Raw genomic sequence first — 13,326 nt, forward strand, 5'->3', positions numbered from 1 at the left:
TCATCTTAATGCGCCGCGCCATGAGCGAAAACATCAACAGAGTCGTGCTCGCCTATTCGGGCGGGCTGGACACCTCCGTGATCCTGAAGTGGCTTCAGCAGACCTACAATTGCGAGGTCGTGACCTTCACCGCCGATCTCGGCCAGGGCGAGGAGCTCGAGCCCGCGCGCAAGAAGGCGGAAGATGCCGGCGTCAAGCCCGAGCACATCTTCATCGACGATCTGCGCGAGGAATTCGTCAAGGATTACGTCTTCCCGATGATGCGCGCCAATGCGCTGTACGAGGGACTGTACCTGCTCGGCACCTCGATCGCGCGGCCGCTGATCGCCAAGCGCCAGATCGAGATCGCCAAGCTGGTCGATGCCGATGCGGTGAGCCACGGCGCGACCGGCAAGGGCAACGACCAGGTCCGTTTCGAGCTCGGCTATTACGCGCTTGCCCCCGACATCAAGGTGATCGCGCCGTGGCGCGAATGGGATTTGACCAGCCGCACGAAGCTGATCGAGTTTGCCGAAGCCCACCAGATCCCGGTCGCCAAGGACAAGCGCGGCGAAGCGCCGTTCTCGACCGACGCGAACCTGCTGCACACCTCGAGCGAGGGCAAAGTGCTCGAGGATCCGTGGGAGGAAGTCCCCGACTACGTCTATTCGCGCACCAACAATCCCGAGGACGCGCCCGATACGCCCGAGATCATCACGATCGATTTCGAGCGCGGCGATGGCGTTGCGCTGAACGGCGAGGGGATGTCGCCCGCGACGCTGCTCGCGCGGCTCAACGACCTCGGCAAGACGCATGGGATCGGCCGGCTCGACCTCGTCGAGAACCGCTTCGTGGGCATGAAGTCGCGCGGCATGTACGAGACACCAGGCGGCACGATCTATCACTTGGCGCATCGTGGGATCGAGCAATTGACGCTCGACCGCGGCGCCGCGCACCTCAAGGACGAGCTCGCGCCGCGCTACGCCGAGCTGGTCTATAACGGCTTCTGGTTCTCGCCCGAGCGCGAGATGCTCCAGGCGGCGATCGACCACAGCCAGGAAAAGGTGACGGGCACCGTCCGGCTCAAGCTCTACAAGGGCGGCGTGTACGTAGTCGGGCGCAAGTCGCCGTTCTCGCTCTACAGCGAGAAGGTCGTGACGTTCGAGGACGATCAGGGCGCGTACGACCAGCGCGACGCGGCGGGGTTCATCAAACTCAACGCGCTCCGGCTCCGTTTGTTGGGACGGCGCGACCGTCAATAGCCGTCACCCCAGCGAAGGCTGGGGTCTCATGCAGGATCGCGCCATCGCCTGAGATCCCAGCTTTCGCTGGGATGACGGGTTGGTCTTACCCGCCCTTAACCATCGCCGCGCTACGCGGGGGCGATGGAACGGAGCGACCGCTCGGCGTGGATCGACGCGCTGGTGGCGACGCTGTTGGCGGTCACGCTGACGGCGGCGTGGGCGGCGCGTGACTGGGGCAACCTCGCCGCACTGCGGCTCCCCGACGCCGACGACATGATGCGGTTACAGCAGATCCGCGACTGGCTCGGCGGGCAGGCATTTTCCGATCTCACGCAATATCGCCTCGGCGCCGAGGGCGTCGCGATGCACTGGTCGCGGCTCGCCGATCTGGTCCCGGGCGCGATCATCTGGTCGCTCGAGGGCATGATCGGACGGCATGCTGCGGAGATCGTCGCGGTGATTACCTGGCCCGCGATGCTGCTTGCCGCGGCGACCGCGCTGACCGGGCGGATCGCGCGCGCGGTCGGCGGCGCGGAGATCGCCCGGCCGGCGATGATCGTCGCCGCGGTCGCCTACCCTGCCAGCACCCTGTTCGTGCCCGGGCGGATCGACCACCACAATCTCCAGATCGTGCTCGCGCTCGTCGCGACGCTGATGCTGGTGCGGCCGGGGTCGATGATGGCGGGGCTGATCGCCGGGGTCGCGACGAGTCTCAGCATCGTCGTCGGCATGGAAACCGTGCCGCTGCTCGGGATTATCGGGCTGGTCGTCGCGATCGACTGGGTGACCGGCGGACGTCCCGCGCGCGACCGGCTGATGGGGTTCGGCATCGCGCTGTGCGCCGTGACGCTGGCGGCGAGCATCGTGTTCCGCACCACCGCCTGGAATTATGCCGCGTGCGACGGCTTCACCGCGATTTCCGCGCGCGCCGTGATGGTCGCGTCGTTCGCGCCGATCGGGCTTGCGCTCGCCGGGTGGGATTCGTCGGCGCGGGTGCGGCTGGCGCTGGGCGTAGCGAGCACGCTGGCGCTCGGCGCGACGCTCGCGATCAGCACGCCGCAATGTCTGTCGCCTTATGGCGGAGTCGATCCCCTGCTCCGTTCGCTGTGGCTAACTCGCGTGGGTGAGGCGCAGCCGCTGTTCGCGGCGCCGCTGGCGGTGGCGATCGGCTATGCCGGGCTGACGCTGGCGGGGATCGTGGCGGGCGCCTGGCAGGCGTGGCGGACGCGATCACGCGACTGGATCGTGTTGCTCGCGTTGCAGCTGGGCGCGCTGGCGGTGACGGTGATGCAGGTGCGTGGCGCCTATGCCGGGGCGATCTTCGCGGCGCCAGCGCTGGCGGCATTGATCGTCGCGGCGCGCAAGGCGGGCGCCTTGCCGCTGGCCGGGGCGTGGCTGGCGTCGGCCGGGATGCTCTATCCGCTCGCGGCGGCGGCGATGATCCCGACCAAGCGCGAAGCGCCTGGCGCCAGCTGCACCGCGCCTGATCTGATCGCCGCGCTTGGCACCTTGCCGGCGGGCCGCGCGATGGCGCCGATCGACACCGGCGGCGTGGCGATCGCCTCGACGCGGCAACAACTCATCGCCGGCGCGTATCACCGCGACGGCGCGGGCGATCTGGCGATGTACGCTTTCTATCGCGGCACGCCCGACGCGGCGCGTGACATCGCGCAAGCGTGGCGCGTGACCTATGTCGTGGCGTGCGACGGCTTCCCCGGCATCGCCGTGCCGTTCGCTCGGCAGCTAGACGCGGGGCAAGCGCCGTCCTGGTTGCGACCGATCGCACGCGTTCCGTCGGGCGCGCAGATTTTCGCGATGGTTGCGGGGACTCCGCCGAAGCCCTAGCCACCGCCAATGCAAGGGGGCGAACCGGTCGAATGGTGGCAGCGGCGGCGGATCGTCCTCGCGGCGATCGCGCTGGCCGTCGTACCTTTGCTCTACCCCGCGATCCCGCCGCTGACCGATGTGCCGGGACATATCGGCGCCTATCGCCTCCTCGCCGAAGCCGGGACGGGACCGCTCGCGCAGCATTATGCGGTGCACTGGGCGCTGATCGGCAACCTCGGGGTCGAGGGACTGGTGCTCGCGCTGCACCCGTTGCTCGACGTCGAGCCGGCGACGCACCTGATCGTCGCGCTTATCCCGGCGCTGGCGGTCGCGGCGATGCTGTGGCTGGGGCGCGAGGCGCAGGGTCGCGTGCCGGCGAGCGCCGGGTTCGCCCTGCCGCTCGCCTATGCGCTGCCGTTCCAGCTCGGCTTCGTCAATTTCGCGCTTGCCGCAGCACTCGCGATGGGCGGGCTGGCACTGTGGATCCGCCTAGCGCGGACGCGGCCTGATTGGGTGCGGATCGTCGCGTTCGTGCCGATCGCGGGGCTGGTGTGGGTGTGCCACAGCTTCGGCTGGGCGATGCTCGGGCTGCTCGTGCTCGGCGCCGAGTGGGTGATCCGCGGACGGCGTGGCGAGACGGGTTGGCGGCGCATCATATTCGCGGGCCTCGCGTGCGCACCGATGGCTTGGCCGCAATTGCTGGCGATGACCGGCGGCGTGGCGATGGCGGGCGATACCGGCGACTGGTTCGACTTGGCCGCCAAGGCGCAATGGGTCGCGTCGCTGCTGCGCGAGCGATGGAAAGTGTACGACGTCGCGGGCGTGATCGCGCTGGCGCTGGTGCTGTGGACCGCGATCCGTTCGCCCCGGATGCGGTTCGAGCCGTTGCTCGGGGTGCCGGCGTTGCTCGGGTTGGCGGCGTTCGTGCTGACCCCGCGCCTGTTCGCAGGCGGCGCCTATGTCGATATGCGGATATTGCCTTATGCGGTTGCCTTGGGGCTGCTCGCGATCCGTGCGGATGGCGAGGTCGCGCGACGGCTCGCGGTGCTGGGCGCGGGGTTTTTCGGGATGCGGATAGCAAGCTCCACCCTCGCCTTTGTCCTGTTCGCGCAAGGGCAAGCGAGCGAGTTGGCGGCGGTGGCGCATATTCCGCAAGGCGCGGCGGTGCTGTCGCTGGTCGATGAGCCGTCGACCGCCGACTGGGACAATCCGCGGCTGGGGCATCTCGCCGGGATCGCGCTGGCGCGCGCCCGCGCCTTCACCAACGAGCAATGGGCGATTTCGGGGCAGCAATTGATCGCCCCGCGCCACGCGTCCGCCACACCCCTCGACCGCGATCCGTCGCAAATGGTCTACCCGGCAGGTGAGCCCTATGCGCAGACCGATTTCGACACCGCGATCGCGCGGTTCGACCGCGATACGTTCGGCTATGTCTGGACGATCGGCTTCCCGCCGGGCCGCGCGAAGGCCGCCGACCTGACTCCCATCTGGTCGAACGGACGATCGGCGCTGTATCGCGTGGCCTTGTCGCCACTGCGCCCCAGCCGCTAAGGACATTGCCCATGGCGACCCCCCGCGCGACCGACCTCGAATGGTGGCAGACCCGCCGGTTCGTCGTGGCGATGGCGTTGCTCGCGATGGTGCCGCTGCTGTGGCCCAATATTCCGCCGCTGGTCGACTTGCCCGGTCATATGGGGCGTTACCGCGTCCAGCTCGACCTCCACACCTATCGCTGGCTGACCGACTGGTACGATTTCCACTGGCAGCTGATCGGTAACCTCGGGATCGACATTCTCGTCGAGATTTTCGCGCCGGTGCTAGGGCTGGAACTGACGGTCAAGCTGATCGTCATGGCGATTCCAGCGCTGATCGTGATCGGCTTGCTGTGGATCGCGCGCGAAGTGCACGGACGGATTCCGGCCACCGCGCTGTTCGCGCTGCCGCTCGCCTATTGCTTCCCGCTGCAGTTCGGGTTCGTCAATTTCATGCTGTCGATGGCGCTGGCGTTGCCGCTGTTCGCCTTGTGGCTGCGGATGGGGCGGCTCGGCAAGTTCCGCCAGCGCGCCATCCTGTTCGTCCCCCTGTCGTGCGCGTTGTGGGTCTGCCACACGTTCGGCTGGGGCGTGCTCGGCGTGCTGGCGTTCTCGGCGGAAATGGTGCGCGAGCACGACCGCGCCAAGCAGACGAACGAGCACCGTTTCAACCCGGTGACCAGCGCAGGTATCAAGCGCTGGGCGGTGGCCTGGGTCCGCGCCGGCATCCACTGCCTGCCGCTCGCGCTGCCGATGGTGATGATGATCGCGTGGCGCAGCGGGCAGCACGTGACGGGCCAGACCACCGATTTCTTCAACTGGCGCGCCAAGTTCGCCTGGATGACGATGATCCTGCGCGACCGCTGGATGGCGTTCGACATTGGATCGACCGCGCTGATCGCGCTCATTCTGTACAAGACGTTCCGCGACCGGAACATCGAATATTCGCGCAACCTGGGGCTGTCGACGCTGTTCCTGGTCGCGGTGTTCGTGTTCCTGCCGCGGATCGTGTTCGGGTCGGCTTATGCCGACATGCGGCTGGCGCCGTTCATGGTGGCGATCGCGCTGATCTCGGTCCGCCCGCGCCCCTTGCCCGGCGATACGAGGGACCTCGCGCTGCGCCATCCCGAGTTGAGCGAGGACCGTCTCCAGCATCTGCTTGCGACGCGGCGGCGGCGGACGATGGCGCGGTTCGCGGCACTCGGGCTTGCGTTCGTGCTGGTGCGCACCGCGGGGACGACGATCAGCTATGTGATGTTCGACCACCGCTACGACCGTGAACTGACGGCGCTCGACCATGTGCCCGTGGGCGCGCGGCTGGTGACCTTCGTCGGCGTCGACAATTGCAACCGCAACTGGACGATGAACCGGATGGAGCACATGCCCGCGCTCGCGCTCGAACGGCGCTGGGCGTACACCAACGACCAATGGTCGATGGCCGGCGCGCAGTTGCTGACGACCAGATACCAGCCTGCGCTCGGCTTCGCGCACGACCCGTCGCAGATCGTCACCAGCTCGCAATGCCCGGGAGAGCTGTGGCGGCCGATCGACCGCAGTCTGGCGTTCTTCCCGCGCGCCGCGTTCGATTATGTCTGGCTGATCAACCCGCCGCCCTATCACCTCAAATATACGAGCGACCTGACCCCGATCTGGCGCAACGGCACCAGCGTTCTGTACAAGGTCGAGCATGTCGACGTCGCTCCGCCGGCCAAGCGCACCGACTTCCCGCGGCCGGCGCCGTGCGTCCGCTTGAGCGGACCAAAATGCTAGCCGCCGCGTTTGAACGGCGTCAGCGCGCTCAGATAGTGCTGGTCGTTTTCCACCCCCAGCGCCTCGCGCGCGAGGAAGTCGGCGATCGCGCGGCGGAAATTGCGGTCGGGGATGTAATGCGCCGACCAGGTCGGGACGGGCACGTAACCGCGCGCGAGCTTGTGCTCGCCCTGCGCGCCCGCCTCGACCGTCGCCAGCCCGCGCATGATCGCGGCGTCGATCGCCTGGTAATAGCACAGCTCAAAATGGAGGAACGGGACGTCCTCGGTGCAGCCCCAGTAGCGGCCATAGAGCGTGTCGGCGCCGATCAGGTTGAGCGCGCCCGCGATCGGACGGCCGTCACGTTCCGCGAGGATCAGGAGCGTCTGGTCCGCCATCCGCTCGCCGAGCAGCGAGAAGAACGCGCGCGTCAGGTACGGATGGCCCCACTTCCGGCTGCCGGTGTCCTGGTAGAATATCCAGAACGCGTCCCACGCCGCCTCGGTCAGATCGGCGCCGGTCAGGTGGCGGATCGTCAGGCCTTCGACCGCCTTCGCGCGCTCGTGCCGAATCGCCTTGCGCTTGCGGCTGGACAGGCGGCTGAGGAAATCGTCGAAGGACGCATAATCGTCATTGTGCCAGTGGAATTGCGTGCCCGTGCGGATCAGCCAGCCCGCTGCCTCGAATAGCGGCACCTGGTCGGGCGCGATGAAGGTCGCGTGCGCCGACGACAGGCCGTTCTGGTCGGCCACCGCCTCCAGCGCGCCGATCAGCGCGGGGGCGAGTTCGAGGTCGCGTAACAGCAAGCGAGGCCCGGGCGCGGGAGTGAACGGCGCTGCCACCTGCAACTTGGGATAATAATTGCCCCCGGCGCGCTCCCACGCATCGGCCCAGGCGTGGTCGAAGACATATTCGCCCTGGCTGTGGCTCTTGGCATAGGCCGGGGCAACCGCGCCGGGGCGGCCGTCGGCGCCGTCGACGATCACCGGCAGCGGCTGCCACCCCGTGCCGCGCCCGACGCTCCCCGATTCCTCGAGGATCGACAGGAAGGCGTGGCCGACGAACGGATTGTCGCGACCCGCGCACGCATCCCAATCGGCGGCTGCAAGTCCGGCGACGCCGTCGGCGATGCGGGCGGTGATCGGGCCGGAAGTCACTGGACCCTAGATAGGGTCAGGCGGAAAGCTTCACCACCGCATCGACCTCGACCGCCGCGCCACGCGGCAGCGCGGCGACGCCGACCGCACTGCGGGCGTGCTTCCCCGCATCGCCGAACAACGCTTCCATCAGGTTCGACGCGCCGTTGGCGACTTCGGGCTGGTCGGTGAAATCGGGAGCCGAATTGACGAACACGCCGAGCTTCACGATTCGCTCGACCCGGCTGAGGTCGCCGCCCAGCGCCGCCTTGATCTGCGCGACCAGCATCAGCCCGCACAGTTCGGCGGCTTCCTGCCCCGCGACCTTGTCGACGTCGTCGCCCAGCCGCCCGGTCACGACCTTGCCGTCGCGGAACGGCAATTGTCCGGAAACGTGGAGCAGCCCGCCGGCGTCGACCGTGGGGACGTACGATGCCACGGGCGCGGCGGCGGTGGGCAGGCTCAAGCCCATTTCCTCGAGCTTGCGGTCGATACGGTCGGTCATGCGGATACTCCCTGTACGTTTTCGGCGGGTCCCTTGGCGGAAAACCGCTGGATGATCCAGTCGCGCGCATCCGCCCAATCGTCGATCCGCGCATGTGCGAACGGCGCCGGCGGGACAGTTGGCGCCATCGCCGGCTCGGCGATCAGCTGGAGGCGATGCACCTCGGGCGCATGGCGCGCCACCGATTCGTGGTGATGCGCCAGATCGTCGACGAACACCGTGACCGGGTCGCCATATTCGGCGACGAGCGCCGCGACGGGGCCGCCCTTGCCCCCCTGATTGGTTTCGACGCGGTGGTTGATACCATGCTTGGCGAGCTGTGCGATGCGATGGTCACGGCAATGATCGCCGAGGTTGGTGAGGATGACGATGTCGGCGGTTTCGCTCAACGCGGCGAGCGCCTCGGCCGCGCCGGGCACGAGAGTCTGCCGCTCCATTTCGGCGGGGAAGAACTCGTTGAGCATCCCCCACATCGCCTCGCGCTCGACCGGCGAGCCGTCGGCGCGAGTCATCGAATTGGCGAAATCGCCGCCGTCCGGCGCGAAGCTCACGTCGTGCCGCTCGCGCAGCCACACGCCGAAGTGCCGCACCATGTGGAGCAGCACCTCGTCGCAATCGCAGATCAGGAGCGGGCGAGTCATGCGTCGAGACTCCGGTGTGCTGCGACCAGCGCCTCCGGCCTAACGCCCAGCCCTGCGGCGCAGGCGACGAGGTCGGGCTCGTGGTTCTCCAGAAAGCCGAACACCGCCGACAGGGTCGCGGGGTCGCTTGCCGACACCTTGAGCTCGGCCGGGGTCAGCCCGGTCACGTCGAGCAACCGCGCCGCGCGCGCGGGCTCGGCCAGCGTCCAGGCGAGGGCCTGGAGCGCGAGGAGGGCGGGATCGTGGCTGGTGTCTGGCGCGGGCATCGCTATCGTGGGGACATGGAGAACGAACTCCCCGTGGCAAAGCGCGTGCTGGTTGTCGAGGACAACGAGCTCAACCTGAAGCTGTTTTGCGACCTGTTGCGCGCCCACGACTTCGCGACCGAGCCGGTCCGCGACGGGCGCGAGGCGGTGGAGAAGGCGCGAGCGTTCGCGCCGGACCTGATCGTGATGGACATCCAGTTGCCGCACGTTAGCGGGCTCGAGCTGATCGAGCAGATCAAGCGGGACGCCGAATTGCAGGCGACGCCGATCATGGCGGTGACCGCCTATGCGGGGCGTGAGGACGAGGACCGCATTCGCGCGGCGGGGGCCGATGCCTATGTGTCGAAACCGATTTCGGTCGCGCGATTCGTAGGGGAGGTCAGCGCGCTGCTCTAATTCCCTCTCCCGTCGGGAGAGGGAAGGAGACGCGCGAAGCGCGGCGGAAGGATGAGGGCCGGTCGAAACGCTTTCGACCCTGCCCTCATCCCGCGTCGCTTCGCGACTTGCCCCTCTCCCGGCGGGAGAGGGGAAAAGGAAAAGGCCGCGAGGGTTGCCCCTGCGGCCCGAAATCACGCTTTCGCCGAGATGACGTGACGGCAGCCTGACGGCCGCCCGCTACGTTACTTAATTTTGGCTTCCTTGAACTCGACGTGCTTGCGCGCGACGGGATCGTACTTGCGGAACGACAGCTTCTCGGTCTGCGTGCGCGGGTTCTTCTTCGTGACGTAGAAGAAGCCGGTGTCGGCCGAGCTGACGAGCTTGATCTTGACGGTGGTCGGCTTTGCCATGACCCAATTCCTGTAAATTGAAATGCAAAAGCGGCGGAAACGCGCCGCCGCTTGTCAGGGGCGGGCCAATGGCGGAGCGAGCCATATTTGTCAAGCGCGAGGCGCTTGACGGCGGTGCCGGCCCACGCCCCCACCCGGCCGCCCATTCCAGGATACCTTGTGGGCGGCCGGGTGGGGGCGTGGGCCCGCACCGCCCGTCGCCGAGAGGCGACCAGACAAGCCACCTGCCGCGGCGTCATCGTCCCGACGCGAAATGCCCTTAACGCTTCGTTTACCGTTCGGGGCGCAGGCTCCACCATTCCCAACAGGAGTTCGGGCGATGGGGGTTCAGGAACACGATCTCGCGGCGGCGTGCGCGAAGCTCAATGTGATGGCGGAGCGTGCCCGGCCGGCCGACCTGGCGGGCGCGGTCGACGCGATCCGCGGCATCGCGCAGGCCGAGGGGCGCTTGCCCGTCGTCGCCGTAGCGCGCGCGATCGAAGCGGCGCTGGCGCGCGGCGAACGCGGGGTGGTCATCAACGGCTGGATCGCGATGCTCGGCGAAGCGGTCGGCTGCGGGCGCAGCGACGCCGATTGCACGAGCGTGTATCTCGCGGCGGGCGCGGTGCGGCTCGCCGGCTGATGGATTCGTTGATGGCGGCGCTGGTCGCGGCGCTGCTGATCCGGGCGACCGACAATTCCACCGACATCACGGCGATCGTCGCCGAACGCTCCAAGCGCACCGGCACGGTCATGCTCGGCGCGTTGCTGGCGTTGATCGTCACGCAGAGCGTCGCGGCGATCTCCGGTTTCCTCGTCGCGCCGCACCTGACGATCAACGCGGCACGGCTGCTCTTCGCTTTCTCGCTGCTGATGGCGGGCGGCGGGGCAGTGTGGCCACGCAAACCGGTCAAGGTCGATAACCCGGGCAACCCGTTCGTCGCGATCACGAGCAAGCTGATCGCCACCGGCCTCGGCGACCGCACGATGTTCGCGACCTTCGCGGTGGCGGCGGGGGGCGTGCCGGCGCTGGCCGGAGTGGGCGGGTTCATCGGCAGCTTCGTCGTGCTGACGGCAGCGGCGGTCGCGGGCGAGATGCTATGGCGCGATCGCCCGCGCCGCGCGATCGACTGGACGATCGGCGGCGTATTGCTGATCGCCGGCGCATGGTTGACCGTGTCGGCGCTGCGGTTGATTTGAGTTTGATCCGCTCACGCGGCCGATCCTAAGGCCCGAGCGTCAACAGCCACAGGTCTGGCGGCACACCCAGCCGCACCGGCGGCCCGCTGGTGCCGAGCCCGGCGGTCACGACGACGGTGCGCGTGCCCTCACGGATGATCCCGCAGCGATAGCGCCTTTCGTACGGCTGCCGCCCCGGCGACCAGCCGAGGATGCGCACTTGCCCGCAATGCGTGTGCCCGGCGAGCAGCACGCTGCCGTTGGGAAGGCGCGGCACGATGCTCGGCGAGTGTGTCAGGAACACGCGGCCGCCGATCAGCGGAGCCATTGCGGCGATCGTCGCGGGCAAGTTCGCATGCCGCGAGAAACGATCGCCGACCACCCCGATCGCCAGCGGCCCGCGCACGATCGCCTGGTTCTGGAGCACCGTGATCCCCGCGCGGCGGAACTCGGCGCGCACCGCCGCCGGCCCCGTCCAATTGTCGTGGTTGCCGAGCATCGCCACCACGCCGAGCGGCGCCTTCAACCCGGACAGCGGCGCGACCAGCGCCGAACCGATCGCCGCCGCGCTGTTAGGCGCGTTGCCGTTGATCATGTCGCCCGCGATGAACACGATATCGGGCCGGAGCGCATCGATCTGCGCGACGATCCGCGTCAGCCGCTCGGCGTCCATCGCGTGGCTGCCGATGTGGATGTCGCTGATCAGCACCGCGCGCACCGGCTTCGCGCCCGCCGGCCAGCCGGGCAGCGAAAGCGTCGCGGTGCGCACCACCGGATCGCGCCGCGCTTCCGCCAGCGCGTACAGGAGGACGCCGACGCCGAGCAGGGCAAGGGCGAACACGGCGATCAGCAGTTTGCGCATCGCCCGACGGTAGCGTGCCGCGATGGCTGGCGGAACTCCCCCGGAGCGCCCAAGTTGAGAAGGCCATGCACGCCTTCGCGCAGCTCCTCGATTCGCTGATCTACACGCGATCGCGCAACGCCAAGCTCAAGCTGATCGGCGATTATCTCAAAAGCACGCCCGATCCCGACCGCGGCTGGGCGATGGCGGCGCTGACCGGCGATCTCGATCTGCCCGCGGTGAAGCCGGCCGTGATCCGCGGGCTGATCGAGGCGCGGGTCGATCCTGTGCTGTTCCGCATGAGCCGCGATTATGTCGGCGATACCGCGGAGACGATCGCCTTGCTATGGCCGGGCGCCGACGATGGCGCGGGCGAGCCCCTATCGGTGGCGACCGTGGTCGATACGCTCAACAGCCTGTCGCGGTCGGACGCGCCCGCCGCGCTTGCCGGCATGCTCGACCGGATGGATGCCGAGGAACGATTCGCCTTGCTCAAGATGGCGACGGGGGCTTTGCGCATCGGCGTGTCGGCGCGGCTCGCCAAGACCGCGCTCGCCAATGCGTTCGGGGTCGAGGTCGATGGCGTCGAGGAGGTGTGGCACGCGATCCGCCCGCCCTACGCCGAGCTGTTCGACTGGGTCGAGGGCCGCGGGGAGCAGCCGACCGCCGCCGACGTGCCGGTGTTCCGCCCGTTCATGCTCGCGCACCCGCTCGAGGAATTGCGCGTCGACCTCAAGGACTATGCCGCCGAGTGGAAGTGGGACGGCATCCGCGTGCAATTGGTGCACGTGGCCGGCGAGACCCGGCTCTACAGCCGCGCGGGCGACGACATCACCGGCAGCTTCCCCGACGTGGCGAGCGCGTTCGCGACACCCGGCGTGCTCGACGGCGAGCTGATGGTGAAGGGTGAGTTTCAGGGTGGTGAGGCGGCAAGCTTCAATGCCTTGCAACAGCGGCTCGGGCGCAAGGTCGTGTCGGGCAAGATGCTCGACGACTATCCGGCGTTCGTCCGGCTCTACGACATATTGTTCGACGGCGCGGAGGATCTGCGCCCGCTGCCCTGGACCGAGCGGCGCGCTCGGCTGGAAGCGTTCGCTCAGCAACTCGACCCCGACCGGTTCGACGTCAGCGCATTGATCGACGCCGCGGATTTCGACACGCTGGAGGAAATCCGCGCCGGCGCGCGCGATGCGGCGATCGAGGGCGTCATGCTCAAGCGCCGCGATTCGGATTACGTCGCCGGCAGGCGCACCGGTCTATGGTACAAATGGAAGCGCGACCCGCTCACCGCCGATTGCGTGATGATGTACGCGCAGCGCGGCAACGGACGGCGCTCGTCCTATTACAGCGATTACACCTTCGGCTGCTGGACCGACGACGGCGAGCTGCTCCCGGTGGGCAAGGCCTATTCGGGAATCACCGACGACGAATTGAAGATGCTCGACGGCTTCGTGCGCAACCATACGCTCAATCGCTTCGGGCCAGTGCGCGAGGTCGAGAAAACGCTGGTGCTCGAAGTCGCGTTCGATTCGATCCACGAATCGAAGCGCCACAAATCGGGGGTCGCGATGCGCTTTCCCCGAATCCACCGCATCCGCACCGACAAGCCGGCGGCGGAGGCCGACCGGCTCGAGACGCTCAAGCGCATGGTGACGTGACA

14 protein-coding genes are annotated in these 13,326 nt (G+C 68.1%); 8 read left to right on the plus strand and 6 right to left on the minus strand.

All coding sequences use genetic code 11. The features are described 5' to 3' along the window. Positions 1 to 20: 20 nt before the first annotated feature. From E7773_RS08960 to E7773_RS08975, 4 genes are all read left to right on the plus strand, one after another. Positions 21 to 1,241, plus strand: coding sequence for an argininosuccinate synthase (locus E7773_RS08960; protein ID WP_293990315.1), 1,221 nt, complete (start codon positions 21 to 23; stop codon positions 1,239 to 1,241). A gap of 123 nt (positions 1,242 to 1,364) precedes the next feature. Beyond that, entirely contained in the window at positions 1,365 to 3,068 is a 1,704-nt protein-coding gene (locus E7773_RS08965) for a hypothetical protein (RefSeq protein WP_293990316.1), read from the plus strand. Between the two features lie 9 nt (positions 3,069 to 3,077). Beyond that, positions 3,078 to 4,601 carry a hypothetical protein gene (locus E7773_RS08970; protein ID WP_293990317.1) on the plus strand — a complete coding sequence of 508 codons (1,524 nt, stop codon included), beginning with the start codon at positions 3,078 to 3,080 and terminating at the stop codon, positions 4,599 to 4,601. Positions 4,602 to 4,612: 11 nt separating this feature from the next. Next, positions 4,613 to 6,352, plus strand: a complete 1,740-nt coding sequence (locus tag E7773_RS08975; RefSeq protein ID WP_293990318.1) for a hypothetical protein — start codon at positions 4,613 to 4,615, stop codon at positions 6,350 to 6,352. Here E7773_RS08975 and E7773_RS08980 read toward each other — a convergent pair. The 4 genes from E7773_RS08980 to E7773_RS08995 are packed head-to-tail and all read right to left on the minus strand — an operon-like array spanning position 6,349 to position 8,879. Next, on the minus strand, positions 6,349 to 7,488 hold the full coding sequence (locus E7773_RS08980) for a GNAT family N-acetyltransferase (protein WP_293990319.1): 1,140 nt from the start codon (positions 7,486 to 7,488) through the stop codon (positions 6,349 to 6,351). The two genes, E7773_RS08975 and E7773_RS08980, sit on opposite strands and share 4 nt — an antisense overlap. Before the next feature lie 16 nt (positions 7,489 to 7,504). Then, the gene (locus E7773_RS08985; protein WP_293990320.1) at positions 7,505 to 7,972 is read right to left on the minus strand and encodes a RidA family protein; all 468 of its coding nucleotides are present in this window, start codon (positions 7,970 to 7,972) and stop codon (positions 7,505 to 7,507) included. Then, complete coding sequence (locus E7773_RS08990; protein WP_293990321.1) at positions 7,969 to 8,613, minus strand: HAD family hydrolase; 645 nt, start codon at positions 8,611 to 8,613, stop codon at positions 7,969 to 7,971. The genes E7773_RS08985 and E7773_RS08990 overlap by 4 nt, the downstream gene beginning before the upstream one ends. After that, on the minus strand, positions 8,610 to 8,879 hold the full coding sequence (locus E7773_RS08995; RefSeq protein WP_293990322.1) for a DUF3572 family protein: 270 nt from the start codon (positions 8,877 to 8,879) through the stop codon (positions 8,610 to 8,612). The genes E7773_RS08990 and E7773_RS08995 overlap by 4 nt, the downstream gene beginning before the upstream one ends. A gap of 33 nt (positions 8,880 to 8,912) precedes the next feature. Between E7773_RS08995 and E7773_RS09000 the strand changes: the two genes are divergently transcribed. Next, positions 8,913 to 9,275, plus strand: coding sequence for a response regulator (locus tag E7773_RS09000; protein ID WP_293990780.1), 363 nt, complete (start codon positions 8,913 to 8,915; stop codon positions 9,273 to 9,275). Between the two features lie 224 nt (positions 9,276 to 9,499). Here E7773_RS09000 and rpmG read toward each other — a convergent pair whose 3' ends face one another. Then, positions 9,500 to 9,667 (minus strand): 50S ribosomal protein L33, encoded by a 168-nt coding sequence (gene rpmG / locus E7773_RS09005; RefSeq protein ID WP_046348982.1) that lies wholly within the window; start codon positions 9,665 to 9,667, stop codon positions 9,500 to 9,502. Positions 9,668 to 9,986: 319 nt separating this feature from the next. On the opposite strand from rpmG, the gene E7773_RS09010 reads away from it, so the two are divergent. Then, the gene (locus tag E7773_RS09010) at positions 9,987 to 10,289 is read left to right on the plus strand and encodes a hypothetical protein (RefSeq protein WP_293990323.1); all 303 of its coding nucleotides are present in this window, start codon (positions 9,987 to 9,989) and stop codon (positions 10,287 to 10,289) included. 11 nt (positions 10,290 to 10,300) lie between these two features. After that, positions 10,301 to 10,846, plus strand: coding sequence for a TMEM165/GDT1 family protein (locus tag E7773_RS09015; protein WP_293990324.1), 546 nt, complete (start codon positions 10,301 to 10,303; stop codon positions 10,844 to 10,846). Positions 10,847 to 10,871: 25 nt separating this feature from the next. Here E7773_RS09015 and E7773_RS09020 read toward each other — a convergent pair whose 3' ends face one another. Beyond that, positions 10,872 to 11,687 carry a metallophosphoesterase gene (locus E7773_RS09020; protein WP_293990325.1) on the minus strand — a complete coding sequence of 272 codons (816 nt, stop codon included), beginning with the start codon at positions 11,685 to 11,687 and terminating at the stop codon, positions 10,872 to 10,874. A gap of 65 nt (positions 11,688 to 11,752) precedes the next feature. Here E7773_RS09020 and E7773_RS09025 point away from each other — a divergent pair, with 65 nt between their 5' ends. After that, complete coding sequence (locus tag E7773_RS09025) at positions 11,753 to 13,324, plus strand: cisplatin damage response ATP-dependent DNA ligase (RefSeq protein WP_293990326.1); 1,572 nt, start codon at positions 11,753 to 11,755, stop codon at positions 13,322 to 13,324. Positions 13,325 to 13,326: the final 2 nt, after the last annotated feature.

The organism is Sphingomonas sp., assembly GCF_004799495.1.
Classification (GTDB): Bacteria; Pseudomonadota; Alphaproteobacteria; order Sphingomonadales; family Sphingomonadaceae; genus Sphingomonas.